The 26,193-nt window shown below is 60.9% G+C and carries 28 protein-coding genes, 1 pseudogene and 1 riboswitch; of the genes and pseudogenes, 15 read left to right on the top strand and 14 right to left on the bottom strand.

The features are described 5' to 3' along the window. Nucleotides 1-74: 74 nt before the first annotated feature. Both AC1DTN_RS10215 and AC1DTN_RS10210 read left to right on the top strand, forming a co-directional pair. A complete protein-coding gene (locus tag AC1DTN_RS10215; protein ID WP_477920722.1) occupies nucleotides 75-380 on the top strand; it encodes a UBP-type zinc finger domain-containing protein in 306 nt (101 codons plus the stop codon). Nucleotides 381-390: 10 nt separating this feature from the next. Beyond that, nucleotides 391-2,088, top strand: a complete 1,698-nt coding sequence (locus tag AC1DTN_RS10210; protein ID WP_477920721.1) for an FAD-dependent oxidoreductase — start codon at nucleotides 391-393, stop codon at nucleotides 2,086-2,088. Here AC1DTN_RS10210 and AC1DTN_RS10205 read toward each other — a convergent pair. Then, the gene (locus tag AC1DTN_RS10205) at nucleotides 2,078-3,040 is read right to left on the bottom strand and encodes a LysR family transcriptional regulator (RefSeq protein WP_477920720.1); all 963 of its coding nucleotides are present in this window, start codon (nucleotides 3,038-3,040) and stop codon (nucleotides 2,078-2,080) included. The two genes, AC1DTN_RS10210 and AC1DTN_RS10205, sit on opposite strands and share 11 nt — an antisense overlap. A gap of 221 nt (nucleotides 3,041-3,261) precedes the next feature. Between AC1DTN_RS10205 and AC1DTN_RS10200 the strand changes: the two genes are divergently transcribed. Then, complete coding sequence (locus AC1DTN_RS10200; protein ID WP_477920718.1) at nucleotides 3,262-4,425, top strand: mandelate racemase/muconate lactonizing enzyme family protein; 1,164 nt, start codon at nucleotides 3,262-3,264, stop codon at nucleotides 4,423-4,425. A gap of 131 nt (nucleotides 4,426-4,556) precedes the next feature. Here AC1DTN_RS10200 and AC1DTN_RS10195 read toward each other — a convergent pair whose 3' ends face one another. Next, nucleotides 4,557-5,021 (bottom strand): hypothetical protein, encoded by a 465-nt coding sequence (locus tag AC1DTN_RS10195; RefSeq protein ID WP_477920717.1) that lies wholly within the window; start codon nucleotides 5,019-5,021, stop codon nucleotides 4,557-4,559. Nucleotides 5,022-5,203: 182 nt separating this feature from the next. Then, complete coding sequence (locus AC1DTN_RS10190) at nucleotides 5,204-5,791, bottom strand: TetR/AcrR family transcriptional regulator (RefSeq protein ID WP_477920716.1); 588 nt, start codon at nucleotides 5,789-5,791, stop codon at nucleotides 5,204-5,206. Between the two features lie 136 nt (nucleotides 5,792-5,927). Here AC1DTN_RS10190 and AC1DTN_RS10185 point away from each other — a divergent pair, with 136 nt between their 5' ends. Both AC1DTN_RS10185 and AC1DTN_RS10180 read left to right on the top strand, forming a co-directional pair. Beyond that, nucleotides 5,928-6,662 carry an SDR family oxidoreductase gene (locus AC1DTN_RS10185; protein WP_477920714.1) on the top strand — a complete coding sequence of 245 codons (735 nt, stop codon included), beginning with the start codon at nucleotides 5,928-5,930 and terminating at the stop codon, nucleotides 6,660-6,662. 18 nt (nucleotides 6,663-6,680) lie between these two features. Next, nucleotides 6,681-7,388 carry a P-loop nucleotide/nucleoside kinase family protein gene (locus AC1DTN_RS10180; RefSeq protein WP_477920713.1) on the top strand — a complete coding sequence of 236 codons (708 nt, stop codon included), beginning with the start codon at nucleotides 6,681-6,683 and terminating at the stop codon, nucleotides 7,386-7,388. A 47-nt stretch (nucleotides 7,389-7,435) separates the two neighbouring features. On the opposite strand, the gene AC1DTN_RS10175 is transcribed toward AC1DTN_RS10180, so the two are convergent. Continuing rightward, nucleotides 7,436-7,684 (bottom strand): alpha/beta fold hydrolase, encoded by a 249-nt coding sequence (locus AC1DTN_RS10175; RefSeq protein ID WP_477920712.1) that lies wholly within the window; start codon nucleotides 7,682-7,684, stop codon nucleotides 7,436-7,438. A 484-nt stretch (nucleotides 7,685-8,168) separates the two neighbouring features. On the opposite strand from AC1DTN_RS10175, the gene AC1DTN_RS10170 reads away from it, so the two are divergent. The 4 genes from AC1DTN_RS10170 (at nucleotide 8,169) to AC1DTN_RS10155 (ending at nucleotide 11,708) form a co-directional block, all read left to right on the top strand. Next, nucleotides 8,169-8,429 carry a hypothetical protein gene (locus AC1DTN_RS10170; RefSeq protein WP_477920710.1) on the top strand — a complete coding sequence of 87 codons (261 nt, stop codon included), beginning with the start codon at nucleotides 8,169-8,171 and terminating at the stop codon, nucleotides 8,427-8,429. A 77-nt stretch (nucleotides 8,430-8,506) separates the two neighbouring features. Then, nucleotides 8,507-9,097, top strand: a complete 591-nt coding sequence (locus AC1DTN_RS10165; protein ID WP_477920708.1) for a DUF1003 domain-containing protein — start codon at nucleotides 8,507-8,509, stop codon at nucleotides 9,095-9,097. Between the two features lie 16 nt (nucleotides 9,098-9,113). Continuing rightward, on the top strand, nucleotides 9,114-9,557 hold the full coding sequence (locus AC1DTN_RS10160) for a pyridoxamine 5'-phosphate oxidase family protein (RefSeq protein WP_477920707.1): 444 nt from the start codon (nucleotides 9,114-9,116) through the stop codon (nucleotides 9,555-9,557). 324 nt (nucleotides 9,558-9,881) lie between these two features. Next, a complete protein-coding gene (locus tag AC1DTN_RS10155; protein WP_477920706.1) occupies nucleotides 9,882-11,708 on the top strand; it encodes an acetolactate synthase 3 large subunit in 1,827 nt (608 codons plus the stop codon). Between the two features lie 42 nt (nucleotides 11,709-11,750). Here the strand turns inward: AC1DTN_RS10155 and AC1DTN_RS10150 are convergent, their stop codons facing one another. Both AC1DTN_RS10150 and AC1DTN_RS10145 read right to left on the bottom strand, forming a co-directional pair. Next, complete coding sequence (locus AC1DTN_RS10150) at nucleotides 11,751-12,407, bottom strand: glutathione S-transferase family protein (RefSeq protein ID WP_477920985.1); 657 nt, start codon at nucleotides 12,405-12,407, stop codon at nucleotides 11,751-11,753. 21 nt (nucleotides 12,408-12,428) lie between these two features. Beyond that, nucleotides 12,429-13,070, bottom strand: coding sequence for a dihydrofolate reductase family protein (locus AC1DTN_RS10145; protein WP_477920705.1), 642 nt, complete (start codon nucleotides 13,068-13,070; stop codon nucleotides 12,429-12,431). 90 nt (nucleotides 13,071-13,160) lie between these two features. On the opposite strand from AC1DTN_RS10145, the gene AC1DTN_RS10140 reads away from it, so the two are divergent. Then, entirely contained in the window at nucleotides 13,161-13,679 is a 519-nt protein-coding gene (locus tag AC1DTN_RS10140; RefSeq protein ID WP_113321379.1) for a winged helix-turn-helix transcriptional regulator, read from the top strand. 18 nt (nucleotides 13,680-13,697) lie between these two features. Here AC1DTN_RS10140 and AC1DTN_RS10135 read toward each other — a convergent pair whose 3' ends face one another. Then, a complete protein-coding gene (locus AC1DTN_RS10135; protein WP_113321349.1) occupies nucleotides 13,698-14,288 on the bottom strand; it encodes a TetR/AcrR family transcriptional regulator in 591 nt (196 codons plus the stop codon). A 158-nt stretch (nucleotides 14,289-14,446) separates the two neighbouring features. Here AC1DTN_RS10135 and AC1DTN_RS10130 point away from each other — a divergent pair, with 158 nt between their 5' ends. Continuing rightward, the gene (locus AC1DTN_RS10130; protein WP_477920703.1) at nucleotides 14,447-15,205 is read left to right on the top strand and encodes an SDR family NAD(P)-dependent oxidoreductase; all 759 of its coding nucleotides are present in this window, start codon (nucleotides 14,447-14,449) and stop codon (nucleotides 15,203-15,205) included. A 60-nt stretch (nucleotides 15,206-15,265) separates the two neighbouring features. Here AC1DTN_RS10130 and AC1DTN_RS10125 read toward each other — a convergent pair whose 3' ends face one another. Next, nucleotides 15,266-16,165, bottom strand: coding sequence for an SDR family oxidoreductase (locus tag AC1DTN_RS10125; protein WP_477920702.1), 900 nt, complete (start codon nucleotides 16,163-16,165; stop codon nucleotides 15,266-15,268). 181 nt (nucleotides 16,166-16,346) lie between these two features. Here AC1DTN_RS10125 and AC1DTN_RS10120 point away from each other — a divergent pair, with 181 nt between their 5' ends. Then, the gene (locus AC1DTN_RS10120) at nucleotides 16,347-17,177 is read left to right on the top strand and encodes a helix-turn-helix transcriptional regulator (RefSeq protein WP_477920701.1); all 831 of its coding nucleotides are present in this window, start codon (nucleotides 16,347-16,349) and stop codon (nucleotides 17,175-17,177) included. A 16-nt stretch (nucleotides 17,178-17,193) separates the two neighbouring features. Here AC1DTN_RS10120 and AC1DTN_RS10115 read toward each other — a convergent pair whose 3' ends face one another. Together AC1DTN_RS10115 and gcvA are read right to left on the bottom strand one after the other, a co-directional pair. Beyond that, the gene (locus AC1DTN_RS10115; protein WP_113321353.1) at nucleotides 17,194-18,315 is read right to left on the bottom strand and encodes a metallophosphoesterase; all 1,122 of its coding nucleotides are present in this window, start codon (nucleotides 18,313-18,315) and stop codon (nucleotides 17,194-17,196) included. 131 nt (nucleotides 18,316-18,446) lie between these two features. Beyond that, nucleotides 18,447-19,340 carry a transcriptional regulator GcvA gene (gene gcvA / locus AC1DTN_RS10110; protein WP_113321354.1) on the bottom strand — a complete coding sequence of 298 codons (894 nt, stop codon included), beginning with the start codon at nucleotides 19,338-19,340 and terminating at the stop codon, nucleotides 18,447-18,449. 117 nt (nucleotides 19,341-19,457) lie between these two features. Between gcvA and AC1DTN_RS10105 the strand changes: the two genes are divergently transcribed. The 3 genes from AC1DTN_RS10105 to AC1DTN_RS10095 all read left to right on the top strand — a co-directional run bounded on the left by AC1DTN_RS10105 (nucleotide 19,458) and on the right by AC1DTN_RS10095 (nucleotide 21,985). Beyond that, nucleotides 19,458-20,162: an SDR family oxidoreductase gene (locus tag AC1DTN_RS10105; protein WP_477920699.1), complete on the top strand. Its 705-nt coding sequence runs from the start codon at nucleotides 19,458-19,460 to the stop codon at nucleotides 20,160-20,162. Between the two features lie 339 nt (nucleotides 20,163-20,501). Further along, nucleotides 20,502-21,287 (top strand): class I SAM-dependent methyltransferase, encoded by a 786-nt coding sequence (locus tag AC1DTN_RS10100; RefSeq protein WP_442206032.1) that lies wholly within the window; start codon nucleotides 20,502-20,504, stop codon nucleotides 21,285-21,287. Between the two features lie 482 nt (nucleotides 21,288-21,769). After that, nucleotides 21,770-21,985 carry a hypothetical protein gene (locus AC1DTN_RS10095; protein WP_310387183.1) on the top strand — a complete coding sequence of 72 codons (216 nt, stop codon included), beginning with the start codon at nucleotides 21,770-21,772 and terminating at the stop codon, nucleotides 21,983-21,985. A gap of 36 nt (nucleotides 21,986-22,021) precedes the next feature. Here AC1DTN_RS10095 and AC1DTN_RS10090 read toward each other — a convergent pair whose 3' ends face one another. The 4 genes and pseudogenes from AC1DTN_RS10090 to AC1DTN_RS10075 form a co-directional block, all read right to left on the bottom strand. Beyond that, nucleotides 22,022-22,795, bottom strand: a complete 774-nt coding sequence (locus tag AC1DTN_RS10090) for a class I SAM-dependent methyltransferase (RefSeq protein WP_477920697.1) — start codon at nucleotides 22,793-22,795, stop codon at nucleotides 22,022-22,024. Between the two features lie 3 nt (nucleotides 22,796-22,798). Then, a complete protein-coding gene (locus AC1DTN_RS10085; RefSeq protein ID WP_477920696.1) occupies nucleotides 22,799-23,563 on the bottom strand; it encodes an ABC transporter ATP-binding protein in 765 nt (254 codons plus the stop codon). Beyond that, nucleotides 23,560-24,599: pseudogene (locus tag AC1DTN_RS10080) on the bottom strand (FecCD family ABC transporter permease). Before AC1DTN_RS10080 ends, AC1DTN_RS10085 begins: the two are co-directional and overlap by 4 nt. Next, entirely contained in the window at nucleotides 24,596-25,627 is a 1,032-nt protein-coding gene (locus AC1DTN_RS10075; protein WP_113321360.1) for an ABC transporter substrate-binding protein, read from the bottom strand. The pseudogene AC1DTN_RS10080 and the gene AC1DTN_RS10075 overlap by 4 nt, the downstream one beginning before the upstream one ends. Nucleotides 25,628-25,804: 177 nt before the next feature. Beyond that, a riboswitch (cobalamin riboswitch) is annotated at nucleotides 25,805-26,074 on the bottom strand. Between the last annotated feature and the right edge of the window lie 119 nt (nucleotides 26,075-26,193).

Below are 26,193 nucleotides of genomic sequence, written 5' to 3'. Positions count from 1 at the left end.
ATGATAGAGAAAATCGTCTCCTGATCTATCTTCCTTCCGGCAGGCGCGGACTTCCATAACCACAGGAGAACCAGATGTCGGGATGTAAGCATGTTGCAGCCGTTCGATCCGTAGAGCCCAGGACGCTTGGCTGCGAGGAATGCCTGGAGGACGGGCAGGAATGGGTCCATCTTCGGCTTTGCCGGGAATGCGGCCATGTCGGATGCTGTGACCAGTCCATCGGAAAGCATGCGACGGCGCATTTCCATGCCACGGGACATCCCATCATTGAAGGGTACGATCCGCCCGAGGGCTGGGGCTGGTGCTATCTCGACGAGACAATGGTGGAACTGCCGGATCAGACGTCGCAGCGTGGCCCGATCCCGCGCTATTACTATTGAGCGTGCCGACATGAGCTCCGACAGCCTCGAAACCCGCCGTCACCAGATGTTTCCGGTGCTGAGTGCCGCACAAGTTCAAATGGCGACACGCTTTGCCAGCAGTGGCCCGCATTCCTTTGTCCCCGGCGAGATCGTGTCCCAGATCGGTGACAGGCATTCGCCCGCATGGCTGATCCTCTCCGGCCGCCTCGATGTCTTCAGGCACGACGGGCTGTCGATGCCGGAAGCGCTGATCACGAGCCATGGCACAGGGCAGTTTTCGGGAGAGGTCAGTCAGCTCTCCGGACGGCCCGTGCTTGCAGGCGGACGTGCCGGGCCGGAAGGATGTGTGGCGCTGGCATTCGATGCCGCGCATCTGAAGGCTCTCATCATAGGATCGGCCGATATCGGTGAGATCATCATGCGCGCCTATATCCTGCGGCGCGTGGAACTGATCAATTTCGGCGGCGCCGGTTCGGTTCTGATCGGCAATCCCGGAGAGCCCAATCTGGTTCGCCTGCAGGGCTTTCTGACCCGAAGCGGCTATCCCCATGTCGTCCTCGATGCGGCCTCGGACCACGAAGGCCGCGGCCTGGTGGAGAGGCTTGGGATACTGGCGAGCGAATTGCCGCTCATGGTCTGCCCCAACGGAACGGTACTCAAGCATCCGACAGACGCTGAAGCTGCCTGCTGCCTCGGCATCACGCCGGAGCTCGATCCGGCAATCGTCTACGATGTGGCAATCGTCGGAGCAGGTCCATCGGGTCTGGCGGCTGCGGTCTACGCGGCATCGGAGGGGCTCAGCGTTATCGTCATCGACGCACGTTCGATCGGCGGACAGGCCGGCAGTTCCTCCCGTATCGAAAACTATCTCGGCTTTCCGACCGGAATTTCAGGCCAGGCGCTCGCGGGCCGCGCCTTCAACCAGGCGCTCAAATTTGGGGCGGAGATCGCCTTGCCGCTCGATGTCGATGAACTGATTCCGGCCCCGGCCGGCAAACGCAAGACCGACCCTATGGTATTGCGGATTGGCGGAGACAGGACGGTCAAGGCGCGAACCGTCGTCATCGCCTCAGGCGCCAGGTACCGCAGGCCCGATATTCCCGACATAGCGCGCTTCGAGGGCGCTGGCATTTCCTATTGGGCATCCGCAATCGAACCGAAATTGTGCGAAAACGACGATATAGCGCTCGTTGGCGGCGGCAATTCGGCCGGCCAGGCGATCGCATTCCTGGCGCCGCGGGTCCGGCGTCTCCACCTGGTGATCCGCCGAAGCCTGACCGAAACCATGTCCACCTATCTGATCGATCGCATTGCGGCATTGCCAAACGTGGAGATGCATCTCGGATGCGAACTGACAGCGCTGTCGGAAGATCTGCATGGTCGCCTGGCGGCAACCATCACGGATCTCAGGGCGCAGTCCGGGAAGAACTACAATCTTCGCCGCGTCTTCATGTTCATCGGCGCCGACCCGAATACCGACTGGATCAAGTGCCGCATCAAGACGGATGACAGGGGCTTCATCAGGACCGGTACGACCTTCAGCCCTGATGTCGAAGAGGAACTGGGAAGGCGCTCCCTGCAACTGGAAACCAGTCTGCCGAACGTCTTTGCGATCGGCGATGTCCGGGCCGGTTCGACGAAGCGGGTTGCCGCAGCCGTCGGCGAAGGGGCTGCCGTCGTCAGCGATATTCACGCGGCGCTGAGACAGGCCGCGCTCATGAAATGATCTGCTGCCCGGGTGGCACCATTGCAGGCAGCTGTCGGCGGCCTGAACGCCAATCCTTGCCTTGAACCAGGGTCCAGAAGCTCTCGGCAATGTCAGTCATGCGCGCCCGTGGTCTGATCAGCACGATCTTGACGTCGACCGCCCAGTCCGCCGATCCGGCTGAGGTCAGTCTTCCATCCGGTCCCATCTCGTCGGCTGCCAGGCTCTCCGGTATCCAGGCGACGCCTTTTCCCTCAATGGCGAGCGCCTTCAGCGCCATGGCCAGATGGGAAGTGAAGACAGTCGAGAGGTGCAGCTGACCTGTGTGGGCGGAGAGGGCGGACGAGAGGATGCGGCCCATTCCGGATGTTTCTTCGAAGGCGAGATGCGGGATTGTGCGATCCGTTGCCTCCGAGATGCTGTGGAGCGGCTGGCCATCCCGGTCCCGCCCGCTGACGGGGATCAGGCGGTCGGTCGCAAGCTCCACATGCCTGTAGGCATTCCTGTCGAGGCGGATCCTGCTGTTCTGGTGGTCGTGACAGAGCAGGAATTGGGCGCGGCCTTCCGTCATGATCCGCTCGCACTCGTTCATATTGTCCGAGAGGAGGCGGATCGGCATCGTCGATGCCTCGTGGCCGAGGGCCTGAATCCAGCCGGGGAAGAAGATGAAGGAGAGGGCGTGGGTGGCGGCGAAGGTCACGGTCGAGGTCGCCGCACGCATCTGCTCGAGATCACTGAAAACGCGCTCCAGCCGTGCAGCGATATCGTTTGCCGCCTCCAGCATGGCTTCGCCCGCAGGGGTCAGCTTCAACCTATGCGTCGAGCGATCGACGAGTTCGGACCCGCACCAGTCCTCAAGAGACTTGATGCGGCGCCCAAAAGCCGGCTGGGTGATGTGGCGCTTCTCTGCTGCTCTCGAAAAGTTCAGCGTTTCGGCGAGAGCCTGGAGATCGGCGAGCCAGGCGGTTTCCACGATGGTTCATCCGTTTTTCTGATGCTTAGGGAGCATTGACAGAACGGCATCGTTCCAAGGATTTCAAGCTATTTCATGGTGATTTTCGGTGAAACGGGAAATCTGCAGTGCCGGTCCGGCATTGAAAGAACCCGGATCGGCATTGGACGGTGAGGGCGGATTTCGCCTAAATCGTTCCTATGCGAGGGCAACGGCCCTCAGATCCGGACTGGGAGACTGCCATGCGTATCATCGATGTCCGCGAAGTGACGAAGCCGATCGCGTCGCCGATCCGCAACGCCTATATCGACTTCAGCAAGATGACGGCGAGCCTGGTGGCCGTCGTCACCGATGTCGTGAGAGACGGGCGGCGCGTGGTTGGCTACGGCTTCAACTCCAATGGCCGTTATGGCCAGGGCGGCCTTATCCGCGAGCGCTTCAGGGATCGTATTCTGGAAGCGGCGCCGGAAAGCCTCGTGAATGATGCCGGCACCAATCTCGATCCGCACAGGATCTGGGCGGCGATGATGAAGAATGAAAAGCCCGGCGGTCACGGCGAGCGCTCGGTCGCGGTTGGCACGATCGACATGGCGGTGTGGGATGCCGTTGCCAAGATCGAGGGCAAGCCGCTCTTCCGGCTGCTGGCTGACATGAAGGGCAGGGAGGCTGACCCGAAGGTCTTCGTCTATGCGGCCGGTGGGTACTACTATCCCGGCAAGGACAACAGCGCCTTGCGCAAGGAGATGCGCGGCTATCTCGACCGCGGCTACACCGTGGTCAAGATGAAGATCGGCGGTGCTTCGATCGAGGAAGACCGCGGCCGCATCGAATCCGTTCTCGAAGAGATCGGTTCTGAGGCGCAGCTTGCCGTCGATGCGAACGGCCGCTTCGATCTGGAGACCGGCATCGCCTATGCCAAGATGCTGCGCGACTATCCGCTCTTCTGGTACGAGGAAATCGGCGACCCGCTCGATTATGCGCTGCAGGCGGCCATCTCCGAATTCTACGATGCGCCGATGGCAACCGGCGAGAACCTCTTCTCGCATCAGGACGCCCGCAACCTGCTGCGCTATGGCGGCATGCGTGCGGATCGCGATTACCTGCAGTTCGATTGCGCGCTGTCCTACGGGCTTGTCGAATATCTGCGCACACTCGACGTGCTGCGGCAGTTCGGCTGGTCGCCCTCGCGCTGCATTCCGCATGGCGGCCACCAGATGTCGCTCAATATCGCGGCTGGTCTCGGCCTAGGTGGCAATGAGAGCTATCCCGATCTCTTCCAGCCCTATGGCGGATTCCCCGACGGCGTTCAGGTGATCGACGGCCACATCACCATGCCGGAGCTGCCCGGCATCGGCTTCGAGGGCAAGTCAGACCTCATCAAGGTCATGCGGGAGCTGGCGGAGTAAGGGCGAAGAGCTTGCGATCGCTTGATAGGCTCTACGCTGTGGATCAATATCGCTTCACCACTGACATAGCCTTTATCGGCCGCAGCCAGGTTTCCAGGCGGCAAAGCAGCCTTCCGGAAGGCGGCCTTGAATCATGCTTCAGTCGATTTCGGAACTGCGGCTGGTAGGGGATTCATCGATCGAACTTTCTGGAGCGGATGAAAAGCAGTTTTTCCGCCCCATGAGATGAAGACGCCTGACGCCCTCCGATAAGCCAATGCGTTGTCATAGTAGCAGTCGTCGGTGAGGATGTCATATCGGGACGAAGCGTACTGAAAGGCGAGCGCGGTACTTCCGTACCCGACACCCATCGCCAGAACTATGGCGAGCGGCAGAATGGGCAGCGGCAGCCTACGCTTCTGAATATCTGCCAGCCACAAGCCTCCCGCTGTCACAAGACCCAGGATAGCAGAAGCAGCAATGAATATCGGGTCTGTCGAACCCAAGCCTCCGTAATAATAATCGACGTAAAATGACTCACCAAACGTCATCACTGCAGTCAGAAAGACGGCAAATGCAACTGACAAAATCAGCACGCAGATGATGCGAACACGCACGGGCTTTCCTTAGTCAAAACTGACTTTTGATCGTTAGACCGATAATACGATCCGCTGAAGCGTGCTACCGATTACACGCTTTGCGTGATTTTGAGGTTAAAAATACATCACTGAGGGTTGGAGCAGGAGCCGGTAAGTTCAATCGCGCGTTGGCTGATTTATGACCTGCTTGTCGGCGACACCTAAGCTTCCGACGGCGGAAACTTTGCAGCATCCAGATAGGTGCAGAACATGAACGTCAGTTGCGTCCGCAATCCGCCGTCGACGAGAAGTTCTGACATATCCCGCTCGAAGACGTTGCGGACGGTGCCGCAGAGCACGTTCAGCATCATCACGTTGACCGTAGAGAGATTGGCGAATTTCGCATCCGAGGCGGTGGTGAACATGGCTTGGCTCGCCGCTTCGATGCGCTGCGACATGGCCTCGACGATCTCGGCAACGTCCACTTCGGCGGCGGCGCGGTAGAGGGCGATCGTGACGTCGCGGCGCTCGATCTTGACCTCGATATAGGTGCTGACGAGCGCATCGGCCATCTCGGCATACCGCGCGCCGCGATGGGCGAGGCAGGCCGCTTCCACGCGTTCTGCCAGCATCGTCAGGTAGCGCTCGTTGACGGCGTGGAACAAGGCCTGCTTGTTTGGGAAATACTGGTAGAGGGAGCCCACGGAGACACCGGCTCTTTCCGCGACACGGGTGGTCGTCAGATCACCCGGCCCGTCGGATATCAAAACCTGAATCGTCGCTTCGAAAATTGCCTCGACGGTGTTCACCGACCGCGCCTGACGCGGTGATTTGCGGGCATTTGCAGCTGATGTCTGGGCGGAAACCATATGCGAATTCAAAACCTGAAGAATCCTTCTTATTTTCAATCTGCTCGCAACGAACGGGATTTTCAAGGATCTTCAGATGACCAACAGCTCCAGCCGCATCGCGCTCGTGACCGGCGCAAACAAGGGTATCGGATATGAAATCGCCAGACAGCTCGCCCAGGCCGGCGTGACAGTTATGCTCGGCGCGCGTGATGCCGAGCGCGGGCAATCGGCGGCCGAGGAACTCGCCTCGCAGGGGCTTGATGTGTCGTTCATCCGGATCGATGTCTGCGACACCGGGAGCATCGCTGCCGCCGCTGCCGAGATCGATGCCGGGCACGGCCGCCTCGATATTCTCGTCAACAATGCCGGCATTGCCGACTATACCGACGGCGCTCCCGGCAAGGCCTCGCTGGAGGCTGTGCGCCGCGAGCTGGAGACCAATTTCATCGGCGCGCTCGCGGTGACGCAGGCGATGCTGCCGCTCTTGCGCAGGGCCGGGGCAGGGCGCATCGTCAACATGACCAGCAGCCTCGGCTCCCTGACGCTGAACGGCGATCCAAGCTGGCCGTTCTATGGCGTTCGCCTTATCGGCTACAATGCCTCGAAGGCGGCGCTGAACATGCTCACGGTCCAGCTCAATGCCGAGCTCAGCGATACCGGGATCACCGCCGTATCGGCTTGCCCCGGCCTCGTCGCCACCGATCTCAGCGGCCACCGCGGCGATCGCACCCCCTCGGAGGCTGCGGCTTTTCCGGTGCGAATGGCTTTGCTTCAAGGGCACGACCTCAAAGGCATTTGCCAGAGCGAGCAGGGCGCTATCCCCTGGTGATGGCCTTCTCATTGGCAATTGACGGAAAGCGTGTCCGCCACTGACGCATTGTGTGAGCAAGTTCAGAGGGATAGAAATACGTACATAGGTGGTGGCCGGCTCTCGTCAGTCGAGGCGCGAGGCACAAGGTCAAACGCGGAGGTTCCGTCGCCGATCAGGATCGCAGGAGGCGAGTTTCGGATGGTGATGTCTTATCGGCAGGCAGTGGCTGCCGCCGAAGATCTTGTACGAACCGAGCCGCGGATCGTGTTCATGATGTGCGGTTTGGCAGGTTCCGGTAAGACGACCTTTGCACAGCGGCTGGAGGCGCTCGGATGTGAGCGTTTCTCGATCGACGAAGAGGTCTGGCGGCATGACGGGCGTTTTGGCGTCGATTATCCGGAGGCCGCCTATGCCGATCTGCAGGCCGCCGCGGAAACGCGGCTGAGGCTCCGCCTTGAAGACCAGCTGATGCGCGGCACGAAGGCAGTGATCGATTTTGCCTTCTGGAATGGGGCGGCTCGCACCCGCTACCGTGGGCTTGTCGAAGCCCGTGATCACCGGTGCTGCATCATTTATCTTCATGTGGAGGAAGCGATTTTGCGCGGCCGTTTGAGAGAACGCTCAGCACGACGTGATGCAAATGCCGCGTTTCCGATAACGGACGAGCTGCTCGCGAAATATGTCCAAGGCTTTGATATTCCGAGCGAAGAGGAGGCATGGATCGTGCAGGCGACATTCGATTGAGAAAGTTTCCCTGCGAGGGCGCGACGAAAGCCACGCCCTCGGGAGGGTCAGGCGTCGATCGCGGCCGCGGCACTGGCGACAAAGTCTGCGACCGCTTCGGGCTGCGACAGCATGGGGACGTGGCCGCTTTGCAGGACAAGCGTCTCGCCCTTCATGTGCGCGGCGGAATCGCATTCCACGGCCGGCGGGATCGTTTCGTCTTTGGCCGCAACGAGGTACCAAGAGGGCTTGGAACGCCATGCGGCCCGGCTGATCTTGTCGCCAACGCTTGCACGGCATGCCGATAGCGACAGCAACGGATATTGCTCAGCCGATGCCATAAGCAATAGGGGGTGCAGAGACGCGATTGGCGGCCTGCCTGTCTGCGATAGCTCTAGCGGCCATGAAAGTCCAACACACGTCACCCCAATTCCAGGTGACGGCTTCATGGCGTTTTTCGCCGAAGATAACAGGCGCTGTAACGTAGAATTGTTGCGCAGTCGCCGGAGCGTGCAGAGACAAAAGGAAGATTGTTCGTATAACCTGACGCGATTTTCTTCGCTATTTTATTTTCTGATTTTAGAAAAGTCTCTAATTTCGATATATAATATTTATTTTATGAGAATAATCGAAGAACGTGCTATGATTTGTTTTTCTATCTATGAATTTTCCTTTCGGCCGGCACCCATCGAACAGGCGGGGAACCTGCTGCAGAAGCGCGGATCATAACGTTCGTGCCGTCGACCTCCCAGGGGCAATGGCCGCAAAGAACAGCGTCTCGGCCAGACGCGGATAACGAAAATGATTGGCGAGATAGATATGCAATCGGCACGATATGGAAATAAGGATCTGAGGTTCGCAAGGCTCCACGCCGTGAAGGCGGAGCAGCGCATCACCGGCCAGGAAATCGTCGTTAAAAGGCTGCGGCTGACGGGGAGGCCGCTGGATGTCGAAAATGCGCTGTTGGGCAGGCTGTACGATCGCAAGAGACGCGTTATCTACCACTTGAAGCGTATCGAAGATTCCCTCGATGTGACATCGCAATCCGAAGTGACACCGTAATCTGGGATCAATGCCGGCGGCTGATCGGCCATATGTCGTGGTCCGGTGCCGGCCGGTGCATTCGACGGGAGAACATCATGTCGGCCGGCACTGTTGCTGAAATCTCCGACGAGGCAATCGGTTCCGGCGCGAACAGGTACCTCGGCAAACCTTTCGAGCTCTTAACCGAGCGCGAACGGGCAGTCTTCCGGCGACTGATCTCCCGGCACGCGATTGCCCGTGATTCCAATCAGTCCTTCGATGCAAAGCTGACACCGTCGCAGCGGCTGGCCGACAAGGTGGCGGAATTCGGCGGTTCGTGGACCTTCATCATCCTCTTCGGGATCGCCCTTGCAGTATGGGTCGCCGGCAATCTGCTGGCCGCAACGCGCGCCTTCGATCCCTATCCCTTCATATTCCTCAATCTCATCCTTTCCATGCTGGCGGCCGTGCAGGCGCCGGTCATCATGATGAGCCAGAATAGGCATGCCGCCAAAGACCGGGTGGATGCCGCGCACGACTACGAGGTCAATTTGAAGGCTGAGATCGAGATCATGGCGCTGCATGACAAGCTCGACGAGCTCAGAAATACCGATCTGAAATCGCTCGTCGCCCAGCAGCAGGAGCAGATCGCACTTCTGACGAAATTGATGCTCGGCCCGCCGGGTCAGCAACGGCAGGACCTTTAAAGTACCGGAGGCTAGCATGCAGCTGCGAGAAATGACCGATAATGCCTGCATCGAGTTTCTGGCGAACCACATGTTTGGCCATCTCGGGTGCAGCGGTGAGCAATATCCCTATATCGTTCCCATCCACTACGCCTATAAAGGACGCCGGCTGTTCATGTTTTCCATGCCCGGCCTGAAGATCGACCGTCTCAGGGCAAACCCCCTGGCCAGTTTCCATGCCGAAGAACTCGGCCAGGACAGAAAGTGGAAAAGCGTCCTCGTTCACGGTCGTTTCGAGGAGCTGACGGATACGCCCGCGCGCCGAGATGAACGCATCCATGCATGGTCGCTTCTGGAAAAGCGTGCCTTCTGGTGGGAGCCCGGATCTTTCAATTTCGGCGCCGATACGGATGAGCCGCTGGACGCGCCGATCTTCTTCAGCCTTTCGATCGAGGTGCTCTCTGGACGGGAGACGATTTGACGGTCCCGCGCGGCGTGTTTCGCCTGCGGGCCGGGACGCCCCGGCAGCCAAGCCGGATCGATAACTCATCAGCCATCAACATCTGACAGGACGAACAGCGGGTCGGGCCGAACGCACAGATGCGATTGACGGACCGCAAAATTGCGGTTAGCTCTTACGCCCATGAAAATCGCAATGGTTCTCGCAGTGGTGATATCGCGCATGGGCAGGACGGTGTAACCGTCCGGCATTAGCCACCCATGCGCCGAACACAAGGTCCCTGACGGGGCCTTTTTTTATGCCCCGTCGCACCCCCAATCACCTCATCAACGACGGAACATTGCTATGACCGGCGATAAGGCTAGCTTTACCCAAAATTCTCCCGAGACTTCCGCGAATATTCCCTCTGGCCGCCTGATGAACGGCGGCGAAATCGTTCTGCAGGCGCTGCGCGACAATGGCGTCGAGCACATCTTCGGCTATCCCGGCGCTGCCGTGCTGCCGATCTATGACGAGATCTTTCAGCAGGATGAGATCAAGCATCTGCTCGTACGCCATGAGCAGGGGGCCGGCCATGCCGCCGAAGGTTACGCCCGCTCGACCGGCAAGGTCGGCGTCATGCTGGTGACCTCTGGACCAGGTGTCACCAATGCGGTGACGGCGCTGCAGGATGCGCTGATGGATTCCATTCCGCTCGTCTGCCTGACCGGGCAGGTGCCAACGACGCTGATCGGCACGGATGCCTTCCAGGAATGTGATACGGTTGGTATCACGCGGCCTTGCACCAAGCATAATTTCCTCGTCGATCACATCGATGATCTGGCGAAGACGATCCATCTCGCCTTCAGGATCGCGACATCGGGCCGGCCGGGGCCGGTTCTGGTCGATATGCCCAAGGACGTGCTGTTTGCGAGCGGGCTTTATGTCGGGCCGGAGGAGATATCGGTGCCGGCGCGCTATCAGGCGCAGGCGGGCGGTAATCGCGAGGCGATTGCGGCGGCGGTTGCGATGATGGCGCGGGCTGAGCGGCCGGTGCTCTATACGGGCGGCGGCATCATCAATTCTGGGCCGGAAGCATCGCGGCTCTTGCGGGAGCTGGTGGAACTGACGGGCTTTCCCATCACCTCGACGCTGATGGGGCTCGGCGCCTATCCCGCGTCAGGACCGAACTGGCTGAAAATGCCGGGCATGCATGGCTCCTACGAGGCCAATATGGCGATGCATGATTGCGATCTGATGATTGCTGTCGGAGCGCGCTTCGACGATCGCGTCACCTCGCGCGTCGACAAGTTCTCGCCCGGTTCGAAGAAGATCCATATCGATATCGATCCATCCTCGATCAACAAGAATGTATCAGTCGATATCGGGATCGCTGGCGATGCGGCGGCCGCACTTTCGGAGATGATTGACGCCTGGCGGGCGCTTCCCGAAGCGCCTGAGCGACGGCGGCTCGCGGGCTGGTGGGCCGAGATCGAAGAGTGGCGGACGCGAAACTCCTTTGCCTATGAGAGGCGCCGGGACGAGATCATGCCGCAATATGCACTGGAGCGGCTGCATGCGCTGACTACCGATCTCGACCCGATCGTGACGACCGATGTCGGTCAGCATCAGATGTGGGCGGCGCAACTCTTCGGTATCGAGGCGCCGAACCGCTGGCTCACTTCTGGCGGGCTCGGCACGATGGGATACGGGTTGCCGGCGGCCATCGGCGCGCAGATTGCCCATCCCGGGCGGCTGGTTCTCGGCATTGTCGGCGATGGCTCGGTGCAGATGACGCTGAAGGAGCTTTCGGCGGCTATGCAGCATCAGGCGCCGGTGAAGATCTTCATTCTCAACAACGCGCAGCTCGGCATGATCCGGCAATGGCAGCAGATCCTGCATGGCAACCGCCGGGATCGATCCTACTCCGCTTCGCTGCCGGACTTCGTCAAGCTGGCGGAAGCCTATGGCGCGGTGGGCTTGCGCTGCGAGAGGCCGGATGAGCTGGATGCGAAGATCAGGGAGATGATCGTCATCGACCGGCCTGTCCTGTTCGACTGCCGTGTCGCGGCGCTCGAAAACGTCTATCCCATGGTTCGCAGCGGCCGGCCGCATAATGACATGCTGTTTGGTGAGGATGTGCGTGCGGCGGAAGCGGAGGGCGAATTCGGCTTCAGCCAGGGGCTCGTCTGATCGTCTGCAATGGATTGGCCGGTGTCGTAGGATACCGGCCAATCAATCCCGGTCAGCCGGCGCCCCGAGCGGGTAGAAGTGGCGGTAGGGGCGCGCTTCATCGAGTGCGCGGGCATAGCTCGGGCGCTGGAGCAGGCGGCCGCGATAGGCGCGGGCATCCTGGAAATGCTCGGGGATCGGATGCGCCCAGTCGGCATAGAGCAAGGCCGGGGCGGCCGAGCAATCGGCGAGACTGAAGGTCTCGCTGGCCACCCACTGCCGGCCCTTCATATGCGCGTCGAGAATGCCATAAGCGGTTTCGAGCGCCTGGCGCCAGCGGACATAGCCGTCATCGGGCTCGACCTCCCGGCCGAGAGCGGCATTGACCATCCGCTGCTGGGGATATTGCAGGTAATTATCGAAGAAGCGGTCCCACATGCGCACTTTGATGGCTGTTGCCGCATCCTTGGGGATGAGCGGTTGGTCGCCGGGGCTGAGCGCGTCGATATATTCAATGATGCTTGTTGCTTCGAAAATGAAGTCGCCGCCATGCTCAAGAATCGGAAAACGCTTGATTGGCCACTTTGCCGAAAACTCCGAGGTGATCGGCTCGCTGCCGTCGAGAAGCTTCACCTCGAAGGCCAGGTTCTTCTCGTAGAAGGCGATCTTCGCCTTCTGGGAGTAGGAGGAGAGCGGGTGCAGGTAGATCACCAGCGGCATGGCGGCGGGCATGGGCAGGCCTCACTTCGAGAGCACGACATGTGCGGCCAGTTCGGTCATCTCGTGGGATTTGACGGAGAAGCCGAGCGCCGGCAGGTCGATACCCTCGAACATGGCTTCACCCTTGCCGAGGACAACCGGAGAGATAGCGAATTGTATCTCGTCGATCAGGCCGGCCTTGAGATACTGGCGCACGGTGCTGACGCCGCCGCCGATCTTGACGTCCTTGTCGCCGGCTGCGGCCTTGGCCTTTTCCAGCGCTTCCTCGATGCCGCCGGTGATGAAATGGAACGTGGTGCCACCTTCCATGACGATCGGCTCGCGGGCATGGTGGGTGAGGATGAAGGTGGGCGCGTGATAGGGCGGGTTCGGCCCCCACCAGCCTTTCCACTCTTCGTCAGGCCATTCGCCCCTGATCGGGCCGAACATATTGCGGCCGAGGATGAAAGCGCCGAAGCCCGCCATGCCTGCCGCACCATACTGGTCATCAACGCCAGTCGTGCCGTCGTCCTTGCCGATCATGGTGCGGAAGGTGCGGGTGGGGAAGAACCATTGGTGCACCGCCATGCCGCCTTTGCCGAGCGGATTGTCGATGCTCTGGTCGGGACCGGCGCCGAAACCATCGATAGAAAGGGAAAATGCAGCAACACGTACACGTGCCATGTCAGCCTCCATCTGGTTGCATTTTGAAATCAGTTGAGTTGTTGCATAACTGATCCTATGATGCAACTGGTTTTTCTCATGGAGTCGGATATGAATATCGAAATACGGTCGGGCTGCCCGATCAATCTGACGATGGAGGTGTTGGGCGATCGATGGAGCCTCGTCATCATCAGGGATATCATGTTCGGCAATCGCCGTCACTTTCGCGAATTGCTGACGCAGTCGGAGGAGGGTATCGCCTCCAATATCCTGGCGGCACGTCTCAAGCGGCTGATGTCCTATGGGCTGATCACCAAGCTCGACGATCCCTCCCACAGCCAGAAATCCATCTACAGCCTGACGGAGGCCTCCATCCAGCTCGTGCCGATGTTTGCGATGATCGGCGCCTGGGGGCGAAGGCACTTACCGGTCAGCGAGGATCTCAGCATCCGCGCGGAGTTGCTGGAGGAGGGCGGGCAGCCGCTCTGGGACGAGTTCATGGAGGATCTCAGGAGGATCCATATCGAAGACCCGATCGGCGGGGCGAATGGATCAGTCAAATCGCCGGTTCTGGCGCGACTGACGGCGGCCTTTCTGGAGGTGCGCGCCAAGATGAATGCGGCAGGATAGGTTTCCGTCCACCGAGGTTCAGGATGATTTTGCCGGCCAAGTGGACAGCGCCTGATCGGCAACGGCGTTCAGCATGTCGCGGCTGAAGCCGGCTTTGGCCTGCACCGCCATGCCGTGGGTCATTGCCATCACGAATGCCGCAAGGGCTTCCGTGTTCACCGTTTCCGGCAAATCACCTTCCGCCTTTGCCCGCTCGAAGCGCTCATGAAGCTGTGCCTGGCCAGCGGCGCGGAAGTCGATCAGCGCCTGTCGCACGGGTTCGGTTTCATCCGATCCCGCCACGGCGCCATTGATGCCGAGACAGCCCGTATGATTGGGAAAACGCGTGTTGAGGTCGACCGCATTGTAGAGGATGTGGGCTGCGACCTGGCGCGAGGTGGGGAGCTTGAGCGCTTCCGGAAGATAATCCAGATATCGCTCGGAATAGCGATCCAGCGCCCGCCGGAAGAGCGCTTCCTTGTTGCCGAAGGCGGAATAGAGGGCGGGTCTTTCGACGCCGGCAGCCTCTGTCAGGTCAGCATAGGACGCTCCCTCGTAGCCCTTGCGCCAGAAAACGCATAGCGCCGCATCGAGCACTTTCTCCATGTCAAATTCGCGATGGCGTCCCATCAGATCAACTCGGCCAATTTCATAATGATCGTTATTAAACCACTTGACAGGCTTTGTCTACATTTCATACCAATCGTTACCGTAACATTCGTTACGAAAAAACTGCTCTGCCTGCCGATAGGGGCGGGTGGTGCTTTGACGGGGTAGAAAGGACACTCATGTCTGAGATTTTGAACGGAAAGGTCGCGCTCGTGACCGGTGGGTCGCGTGGGCTTGGTGCTGCGGCGGCTGAAGCGCTTGCGGCGCAGGGCGCTGATGTTGCGATCAGCTATGTGGCTTCTGCCGCCAAGGCGGAAGCGGTGGTTGAAAAGCTGCGTGCCAGGGGTGTGCGGGCTCTGGCGATCCAGAGCGACCAGGCCGACATGACGGCGGCCAAGCCGTTGATCGACAAGGTGATCGCTTATTTCGGCAAGCTCGATATCCTCGTCAACAATGCGGCAATCGCTGTGCAGGGCAAGACAGTCGATGATCCCGAGCTCGATGTGGTCAACCTCGATCGCCAATGGCAGATCAATGTGTTGGGCACGGTGGCGGCCACGCGGGCGGCGGCACCTGTCTTGTCTGATGGCGGCCGGATCATCTTCATCGGCTCGCTGTTCGGCACGCGCGTGCCGTTTCCCGGCGTTGCCGATTATGCCGGTACGAAGGCTGCCCTCATCGGCTATGCGAAAGGCGTCGCGCGCGATCTCGGCGGCCGCAACATCACCGTCAATGTCGTCCAGCCCGGCGTGATGCCGACCGACATGTCTGCCGAAGTGCTGGGAGACAGCGTGCCTGACGCGCTTCTGGACCTGCATCCTATCAGGCGCATTGCAACGCTCGAGGAAGTCTCGGCGCTCATCTGCCATCTGGCGGGGCCGCATGGGGGGTACATGACCGGCAGCGTGATCGATGTGGCCGGCGGCCTTGGAATCTGACGACAAGAGGTAGGTTGCGCCTGCGGAACTGAAAGACGTCCCGCAGGCGGCAAGTTCGGCTCAGGCTGCGAGCGCGCTGTAATCCATCGCGTCGAGATCGGCGATCAGGCCAGGTCCAACAGGCTTCCAGCCGAGGATGCGGCGAGTCTTTTCGCTGGAGGCGGGGAAGTCCAGGCCGGCGAACATTCCCATCCAGCCGAAATGCTCGGACGCCTTGTCCGGCGCGATGGAGACGACGGGCAGTTTCAGACCGCGGCCCAACGCCTCGGCGATCTCGCGCATTGAGACACCTTCCTCATCGACGGCATTGTAGCGGGCGCCGGGTTCAGCACGTTCGATGGCCAGCCGATAGAGCAGGGCGACATCCAGCAGGTGGCCGGCGGGGAAGCGGTTGTGGCCTTCGCCGACATAGGCGGAAACGCCCTTTGCCTTTGATATTTCGATGAGTGGCGAGACGAGGCCCTGCTTGAACGTGTTATGGACTTGGGGAAGGCGCATGACGGATACGTTGACGCCGGCGTCCAGAAGCGCGTTGCCGGCAAGTTCGGAAGCGATGCGCGGGTTCGGATGCTCGATATTGAAGACATCCTCGCTCGCGAGCTCTCCGAGATGGGCATTGCCGATGCCGGTGCCTGATGTGATGAGCAGCGGGCGGTTCGAGCCCTTGAGAGCCTCGCCCATTGCGGCAATGACGCGGCTGTCCTTCTGGCAATTCTCGACGAAACGCGAAAAATCATGGTCGAAGGCCGTATGAATGACGGCGTCGGCCTTTTCGGCACCGCTCCGGACGCTTTCAGGCTCTTCCAGCGACCCCTTGTGAACTTCGACGCCTGCCTCTTCGAGCGCTTTTGCGCCGGCGTCCGAGCGGGTCATGCCGATGACATGATGGCCCGCCTTCAGGAGTTCGGGGACGATGGCCGAGCCGATGAAGCCGGTGGCGCCGGTGAGGAAAATGCGCATGGGTATCTCCTTGTTTCAAAGCGTGCCGCTGCACGCTTTAAGTCCTTGTTTTTTCGTATGACGTTATCGCAAAACCGCTTCACACTTTTGCGCGACTGGCTTTACAGACCCCAATATTGCGCTATGTTTTATGCTGTTAAAGTAGTGACGTTATCCTATTATAATTGCTAACAGGGACAGTATGAGCACCGACGGCAACCCCCTTGGCACCTTCCTTCGCGACCGCCGCTCGCGCCTCGATCCGGCCGTGTTCGGATTCTCGGGCCGCCGGCGCACGCCGGGCTTGCGACGCGAGGAGGTGGCGCAGCGCGCCAATATCAGCCCCACATGGTACACTTGGCTGGAGCAGGGGCGCGGCGGGGCGCCGTCGTCCGATGTTCTCAACCGGATCGCAAACGGGCTGATGCTGACCGAACCGGAGCGCGAGCATCTCTTCATGCTCGGCCTCGGCCGCCCGCCCGAGGTTCGCTACCGCGCCGTCGAAGGCATCAGCCCGCGCCTGCAGCGTCTTCTCGATACGTTTGAAGTCAGCCCGGCGCTGGTGCGCACCGCGGCCTGGGACATCGTTGCCTGGAACCGCGCGGCCACCATTGTCATGACCGATTACGGCAAGCTCGCACCTGAGGACAGGAATGTCCTGCGTATGCTGTTCTGCAACCCCAACGTCCGGAACGTCCAGCATGACTGGGAAACAGTGGCCCGCTTCGTCGTCGGTGCCTTCCGGGCGGATGCGGCGCGCGCAGGGGCTACTTCGGAGATTGCCGAACTGGTCGAGGAACTCTGCCGCGCCAGCCCGGAGTTCAAAGCGATTTGGCAGGAGAACGAGGTGATCGCCCATGGCGAGGGCACCAAGCGGCTGAGGCATCCTGTTCTCGGCAATATCGAGCTGGAATATTCGGGCTTTGCCATCGACGGCAGGCCCGATCTCAACATGGTCGTCTACAATCCTGTCGATCCCGATGTGATCGAGCGTATTCGCAGGCTGGTACGGGAGAAGAATGGCCGTCCCTGACCGAGGCGTAGCGGTTTCAGGAATTGTTCCTGCGCAGAGTAAACACCGTCAGTTCCGAGGGCCGGCCGAGCCTGAGCGCAAAGCCGGGCCAGAGCGCGGTGCCGTTGTTGACATAGAGCTGCATGCCGCCGACCTGGTAGTGGCCGGAGACGAAGCCGCCATTGGCGCGGGCGACCAGACGATCGAGGCCTAGCACCATGCCGCCATGGGTATGCCCTGACAGCTGCAGTGCGATCCCCGCCTTGGCCGTCTCGGCTGCCATTCTTGGCTGATGGTCGAGAAGAATGATCGGGGCCTCAGAGGGCGCGTCTTTCAGGGCCGCGGCAAGATCGGGATTGGGCATCGATCTGCCGAATGCTGCCAGATCCGTCACGCCGGCAATGACGATGCGGCCCGCCTCGCGCTCGATGACGGCGTGCTCATTCATCAGCATGCGCATGCCAAGACTGGCGTCGTGCTCCATCCAATCGTCATAGCCGAAATAATATTCGTGATTGCCGGGGATGGCGAAGATGCCGTCGGGCGCCTCCAGCTTTGCCAGGGGTGCGACATCCGCACGGCGTTTTTCGAGGCGGCCGTCGATGAAATCGCCGGTCACGACGATCAGATCGGTTTTCAGATCATTGGCCTTCTTCACGAGCGCTTCGGCCCAGGACGCCGGAAAGAGGCGGCTGAGATGCAGGTCGGTCAATTGCAGCAGGCGGTAGCCGTCGAAGGCGTCGGGAAGATCCCGGATTGCTATCTCGACATTCTTCACGGGTGGAATGCGCACGGCTCCGGCGACACCGAAAGCGGCCAGGCCGAAGGCCGCGAGCCCAATGATATAGCGGATCTCAGGGGGCACGACGGGAAATTGTCCCTCGACGAGAGCAAGGACAAGCGAGACGGCATCCAGCGCGATCTGGAAGACGGCCAACAGGAGCGTCGCACCGAAGAGGAAATTCAGCACGATAATCAGCGGGCGCGGATATTCGGGCGCGAAGACGGAACCTGACGAGATGCGGTTCAGCAGCACCTGCTGGGAGGCGACCAGGAGCACGCCGGCAAGCAGCGCCTTGGCAGGCCATATCCACGGCAGGGGCAGGATGAAGCGAAGGAGGACAACCAGCCATGGAAGCCCGAGAATGAAATGGAACATTAAATAGGCCTGTGATTATCGATGCTTATCGGAGGGAATGAAGAGATTGAATCTGGTGTCTCCGGCGTCCTGCGCAAGGGGCTAGTCGTTCTTCATGTCCGCCAAGCTGACGCCGCCCCGTGCGCGAGCGCTCAGCCTGCCTTCTGCGCCTCAGTGAACAACCAGCCGATCACGGTTTCCCGCGCAGGAGATTTCCGGTAGCGGGGCCAGACGAGGTAGATGTCCGAAGGGCCGCGCAGTCTGGCTTCGAAGACACGCACCAGCCGGCCTTTGGCCAGATCGTCGGTGACGAAGCCTCCGTTGGCGAGAACGATGCCCTGTCCGGCAATCGCCGCCTCGATGGCGTGCGAGGTCTGCGAAAAGCTGATGCCCTTGAAGGAGGGGCTGCGGCTGTTGGTGAGATGGCGCTCGACGAATTCCGGCCAGAGATTGTGGGCATCGTGCAGCAGCGGATAGGCCGCAAGCTCCTCCGCCGTGCGCGGTGCATTCCGGCCGGCAAGCAGCAGCGGGCTGCAGACGGCAATGACCTCCTGCTCGAACAGGAGCTCGGCATTCAGGCCCGGCCCGAAGGGCGGGCGGCCATAGCGGACGGCGAGATCGACGCCATCGACGACGAAATTCGAGATGCGCTCGGTCGCCAGAATATGCAGATCGAGATCGGGGTGCAGAGCCGTGAAGTCAGGCAGGCGCGGGATCAGCCATTTGGAGGCGAAGGTCGGCGTCGTGCTGATGGTGAGCTTGATCGCCTGTGGCTTCAGCTCGTCCGTTGCCCGCGCGATGATCTCGAAGGCGCGTCTGATATCGGCGATGTAGCGTCGGCCTTCGGCCGTCAGCGCCAGCGTGCGGGGAAGCCGCTCGAACAGGGTCAAGCCAAGCTGCGCTTCGAGCCCGCGAACCTGCTGGGCGACGGCGCCCTGCGTCACGCCGAGCTCTTCGGCGGCAAGCCTGAAGTTCAGGTGGCGCGCCGCGACTTCGAAGGCTCTGAGGCCATTGAGGGAGGGAAGCTTTCCCGGGATATCGCTCATCGAGTAGTTTTTCTACTGCCATAAAAGAGGAGAACTGGTTCGCGCTCACGTGACGGAGATGGTATCGTGCGTGCACACATCGATCAATCGACGATATCACTTCAGGAGGGCACCGAAATGTCAGTAGAAAAAGTGGCTGTTATCACCGCAGGCGGCAGCGGCATAGGCGCCGAAAGTGCGAGACGCCTTGCGTCCGATGGATACAAGGTCGCAATCCTGTCTTCCTCCGGCAAGGGCGAGGCGCTGGCCAAGGAGCTCGGCGGTGTCGGTGTGACCGGTTCCAACCAGTCGAACGAAGACCTGAAGCGGCTGGTCGATGCGGCGATGCAGGCCTGGGGCCGTATCGACGTTCTCGTCAACAGCGCCGGACATGGACCGCGCGCACCACTCAACGAGATCACCGACGAGCAGTGGCATACGGGCATGGACGTTTACCTGATGAACGTCATCCGCCCGGTGCGGCTGGTGACGCCGATCATGCAGGCGCAGAAGAAGGGCGCGATCGTCAATATCTCGACGGCCTGGGTCTTCGAGCCGTCGACGATGTTCCCGACCTCGGCGGTCTTCCGCGCCGGCCTTGCCGCCTATACCAAGCTCTTTGCGGATACCTATGCGGCCGAGAACATCCGCATGAACAATGTGCTGCCCGGCTGGATCGACAGCCTGCCTGCGACCGAGGCGCGGCGCGAAACCGTGCCGATGCAGCGCTACGGCACGAGTGCCGAAGTGGCCGCGACGATTGCGTTTCTGGTGTCCGATGGGGCGGGGTATATTACCGGCCAGAGCCTGAAGGTCGATGGCGGGTTGATGCGGTCGGTTTGAGCGGCAGGGATGGGTTGCTGAGGCGGGCCGTGGCCCACGTTCTTCTCGGATAAGCTCTACACAAGGTGTTTTCTCGATAAGAGAGAACACCTTTTGATTGTGCGCCGAGGGGGATTGGATTTGGCAAACATGATTGGCCCAGCAGACCTGATCGATTTTCATTCCGGTCTTAAGGCGTCGGACCTCAAGAACTGGAAACACGTGCCTGCGTCGGCGGTCGTTCAGCCGACGGCGGAAATGAGCTGATCTCGAGGCTCGCGCTGCGGTTTGTGCGAATGCCGCTGCGGATGGCAAGCGGACGTAGAAGCAAAGATTGGAAGGACGTGAAGGACGATGAGCATGAACACAAACGATGTCGCCATCCATTGGGAAAGCAATGCGGAGACTTGGACGATCTATAGTCGTGCTGGTTACGACAAATATCGCGACGCACTTAACACGCCCGCCTTTCTGGACATGTTACCCCCGATCGCAGGTCTGACGGGACTTGATCTCGGCTGTGGTGAAGGCACCAATACCCGCGCAGTAGCCCAACTTGGTGCCCGCATGACCGGGGTGGACATCGCACCTACCTTCATTCGCTATGCCCGCCAAACGGAGGCACAGGACCCACTCGGTATCGACTACGTGGTTGGCGACGGCCAGAGCCTTGACTTTCCGGAAGGGAATTTTGATTTCGTCACCGCCTTTATGTCGCTGATGGACATGGCTGACCAGCAAAAAGTTCTGGGGAGCCTTCACCGCATTTTGAAGCCCGGTGGGTTCTTGCAGTTTTCGATTCTGCATCCATGTTTCGTTCCGCCGACCCGCCGCAATATCCGCGATGAGAGCGGCGCTGCAGTTGCCGTTCAGGTTGCCGACTATTTCGATGAGACCGACGGGCGCATCGAGCGCTGGCTGTTTTCCGAGATTCCAGCTGAAGAGCGTGCAGCGCTGACACCCTTTTCGGTGCCGCGTTTCCATCGCACGCTGACAAGCTGGGTATCCATGATCGTCGGTGCCGGCTTCATAATCGAGGCGTTTGGCGAACCAATGGCATCGCCGGAAGTCGCCCTTGCCGAACCTGTAGTAGCCGATACCCGCGTTGCGCCAATCTTCCTACACATCCGAGCACGCAAACCGTGAAAGCTCGTTGATGGCTCGGATATTCGATCTCCGCCATTTCTTGGTTATGCCGAAACCTGTGAGCCGGATGCTCCCCACTTCCGGCTCATCTGGATAGATGTCGGCGTTATGCGGCGCTTTATGGTTCGACCGCTGACAGCAATCAGATGCTCGATCCACCAATATCTCTGCCGGCTGCAGCAACGCGCTGAGATATTGAACAGCGACGGCACCTATTCGCCTGAGATGTTCAAATAGGTGCCGACAGTTCTTTTGGGTCAACAGGGCGAATATTAGCGCCGCCGTTCTGTCATGTGGCCTCCTTGATCACCGTCTCCCATCGCCACGACGGTACGCCGCTCAAAGCCGGCCGCTGCCAATGGCTTCCGTCTGTGGCGGCTGATCGTCGAGGGCAGGGGCAGCTTGAACTATTCGGCTCTGCGCTTATTGTCAGGCGGTGGACATTGCGCCCATGCCCGCGACGATCGAGAAAGCCCGAAGCCATGCAGAAGTTCACTGTGTCCATCACGCGAGAGATCGAGGCCGATACCGCCGAGGAGGCCGCGCTTCTCGTCTATCAGGAGCTTGCCAAGGACGCGGCACCGCTTCGCTATCTGGTCGCGGACGAGACGAAGAGGACGAGAACTGTGACACTCGATCGGGCTAAGGCGGACGAATTCGCCGCTGTCGATCATACTGCCGATCCCGGCAACTGGTAGGCGGTGGCTGACAGGTCAGCCCCCATTCGCGACGGATCAGGGCCGCCGGCAGGTCAGGATGAAACGGCGGTAGACCAGGGTTCTAAGCTTGTTTCTGAGGTTGGCATTCTTCCTCTGCGCCCGGGCGATCGGGGCATGGGAGTGCAGTTCGATGCCTGTAAAGCCCGCCGATGTCAGAAGCGGCAGCAGCATGTCGGGACGCAGGCCGGAGCCGAAGGGCAGGGCTGACATGATGCGGGCGTGGCGGGTGCTGAGCGCGCCGTCATAGTTGCTGTCGGCACCGATGAAACGGTCGACACATGTTATCAGCAGGCTGGCGATGCGGCCGGTCGGTTTCGGGCTTGCCCAGTTGCCGTCGAAGAAGAGCAGCAGACCGCCGGGTTTGAGGATGCGGAACCATTCGGCAAAACTTTCTTCCGGCCGGGTCAGCGTCCAGACCAGGTGGCGGCAGATGATCGCGTCGTAGTGTGCATCAGGCTCCAGGGTGTTTTCGGCGTCCGCCAAGATGAAGCGCAGGCGCTCCTTGCCGGCGTGTTTGGCGCGGGCAACCTTCAGCATCGCTTCGGAGAAATCGAGCGCGGTAACGTCATGGCCGAGATCCTGGATCAGGCGGGTCACTTCGCCAGTGCCGCAGGCAAGTTCCAGCACGCGCTTGGGCTCAGGGCCGAGGGCATCGCGGATCGGCTTCTGCCAGGCATCGGCCTCCGGGCCGGGGGCGATCTTGTGGCCGAAGGCGAGATCGAAGGTTTCCGAGCGTTTCGACCAGTAGTCGCGGATCTCTTCCTTCAGATCGAAATTTACGCCATCCATCTCTCAGCCCATCCGATACTGGATATGTGTGCGGCCATGCACAGCCGATCTTTCGATATGGGCGCGCACGCCGAAGACGCGGGCGATCAAGGCTTCGGTCAGCACCTCCTCGGGCGTGCCTGCGGCCACGACTTCGCCCTTCTGCAGCACGGCCAGATGATCGCAGAACATCGCCGCCAGATTGAGATCGTGGAGCGCGATGATGGAGGTGAGGCCGAGTTTGGCTACCAGCGCCAGGATATCGAGCTGATGCTGGATATCGAGGTGATTGGTCGGTTCGTCGAGCAGGAGTTCGCTTGGCGTCTGGGCGAGCGCTCTGGCGATATGCACGCGCTGGCGTTCGCCGCCTGACAGTGTCTGCCACAGCTGGCCGGCGCGCTCGCCCATGTCGACGCGGGCGAGCGCTTCCGCAACGGCGGCATCGTCATCGGCGCCCCAGGAGGCGATGAGGCCGCGATGCGGCGTGCGGCCGAGGCGGACGATATCGCGCACGGTGAGCTGCGTGTCGGTCGTCGACTGCTGTTCGACGAAGGCGATGCGGCGGGCAAGGGCAGCGCGTGAGAGGCCGGAGACATCGTCGTCGCCAAGGCGGATGATGCCGCTTTTGACCTGCCGCAGTCGGCAGATCAGGCGCAGCAGGCTCGATTTGCCTGAGCCGTTCGGCCCGAGCAGGCCGAGCACCTTGCCCCTTTCGACTGATATGCTGATGCCATTGACGATGATGGTATTGCCGGCGGCATAGGTGACCTTGTCGACTGATATGCTCATGCGCTTCTCCGCACGCGATAGAGGATGATGGCGAGGCCGGTGCGCCGAAAAGCGCGGTGACGACGCCGATCGGCAGGATCTGTTGGGGAATGATGATGCGCGAGACGATGTCGGCGCCGACCATGAAGATCGCTCCGCCAAGCGCAGTCGCCGGCAGCAGGCGGCCATGCGCGGGGCCGACGAGGAAGCGGGCGGCATGGGGAATGACGAGACCGACGAAGCCGATGGAACCGACCATGCTGACCACGCCTGCCGTCATCGCCGCTGTCACGCCGAGCAGGGTGAACTGCACGCGGCGCACGGCGATGCCGAGGGAGGCTGCGGCATCCGTGCCGAAGGCGAAGGCATCGAGCGCGCGCGCATGGGCAAGACAGACGACGAAGCCTGTCAGCGCGATCGGCACGGAGAGATAGACATCCGGCCAGCGCACGCCACTGAGCGACCCTAAGAGCCAGAAGAGTACGCCGCGCGCCTGTTCGGCATTGGCCGAGGTGGTGACGATATAGGAGGTCAGCGCGTTGAAGAGCTGCGAGCCCGCCACGCCGCAGAGAATGATGCGCTCGCTGGTGCCGCCCGCGCCCGCCGCCAGAATGCCGACCAGAAGAAAGGCGATGACGGCGCCGATGAAGGCGCCGCCGGAGAGGCCGAGCACGCCATAGCCGAGGCCTAAGATCATGACGCAGACGGCGCCGGTGGAGGCGCCGGCGGAAATGCCGAGCACATAAGGTTCGGCGAGCGGATTGCGCAGCAGGGCCTGCAGCACCACGCCGCAAAGCGCGAGCGACGCACCGGCGCTTGCCGCCACCAGCGCGCGGCTGAGGCGGTAATCCCAGACAATGCCCTGGTGGATGCGGCTGAGTTCGAATGCCGTGCCGAACAGGCGGTTGGAAACCGCCTTTGCCGTGGTGGCGAGCGGGATCGATATCTCGCCGATCGATACGGCGAGGCTGACCATCAGGCCGAGCAGGAGGAAGGCGGCGATGGTGAGCGCGGCAAGCGCCCACCATTTCCTCTGTGGCAAGGCAGCCTGGCTCACTGCGCCAGACCGGAGGCGGCGATGCCCTTTGCCAGGATTTCGATGCCGTCGATCGTGCGGATCGTCGGGTTCATCGACTGCGCGTCCATCATGATGAAGCGCTTGTTTTTGACGGCATCGAGCTCCCTTGTGACCGGATCGTTTTCCAGGAAATCCACCTTCACCTTGGGATCGTCGGCGGCATAGCGGCGGCGGTCCATGGTGGCGATGACGATGACGGCGGGATTGGCCTGCGCAATCGTTTCCCAGCCGACGAGGGGCCATTCCTCTTCAGTCGTCACGACGTTCTTTGCGCCGAGCGTCTTCAGGATATAGGCCGGCGCGCTGTTCTTGCCGGCGATGAAGGCATCGCCTTTCACCTCCTTGCTGGAGAACCAGAAGACGACGGGCAGGTTCTTGGCTGCCGCGCCTGAAACGGAGGCAACGGCCGCGGCCTCGCGCTTCTTCAGGTCGGCGATCAGTTTATCGCCCCGGTCCTTCACGTCGAAGATTTCGGAGAGTTCGGCGATTTCCTGATAGATCAGGTCCATCGTGAACAGCTCCTTGCGCACGCCGTCTCCGCCATCGGTGTTGATCTTGGCGACGCAATCGGCCGGCGCGATATAGGTGTTGATGCCGAGGTCTTTGAATTGCTCGCGCTTGCCGACGGAGCCTTGGGCGCCGACATGCCATTCGAATTCGGCAGCCACCAGATCGGGCTCGGCACCGACGACGGATTCGAAGCTCGGGTCGTTGTCGGCCAGGCGTCTGATCTTGCTGTTGGCCTCGGCATATTGCGGCAGGACCGGGCCGACCCAGACGGCCGTGCCGGCGATCTTGTCGGCAAGGCCGAGCGAGAGGAGCACTTCGGTCATGCCCTGGCCGATCGAAACGATCTTGGCCGGTGCCTTCTCGAAGGTGACTTGCTGGCCGCAATTGCTGAGGGTGAGGGGATATTGGGTGGCGGCGAAGGCGGGTGCTGCAAGGCCGGCCAGGCAAAGGCTGGCGAGCCCGAACGCAAGGGAAAAGCCTGGAATAATCTGGCGCATTGGAAACTCTCGATCGGAAGGAAAAGGGCCAGCAGACGCCGGCGCGCGCAGATGCGTGAGCCAAACGTGGAGGAGGGCTAGCGGCGGGTGGTCCAATCGGGACGGATCGCGTGCGGCAAGCGGCAGGAAATAAGGTCAATCATATCTGCTCCTTGTCCAGGCATCCCCGCCTGGCTGATTGGATTGCGATTGACGGCAGGTCTCCTGGCTCGCGGATGTCAGCCGGTCATCTGCCTTCCCGCGCTTGCGCGCAGTGGCACTTGGAGTGACCAGCTCGCCGGTGATGTCCTGGAATGAACGACGAGGCATTCATTCCGGATATAACCGGCAATCCGCTTACAGTTGCGGGGGCAGCCACGGTCTTGGTCCCTTTTGGGTCGTCCGCACCGTGTTCCCTATTAATCCCCTCGAAGTTCTCCTCGGGGAACCGTCTCCCCCGACTTAGGACGTCACCATGGGCAACGTCAAGCAGGGCCAGCGAGAAGTATTGTTTGCGGAGGGAAGGCTGTCGTTTCGCAAATCCGGAATGACAGAAATTTTACCTCATGCTAATGTAGAATCCGCTG

Source organism: Rhizobium sp. 01T444, from assembly GCF_056398305.1.
This window is presented reverse-complemented; position numbering and strand designations above follow the sequence as displayed.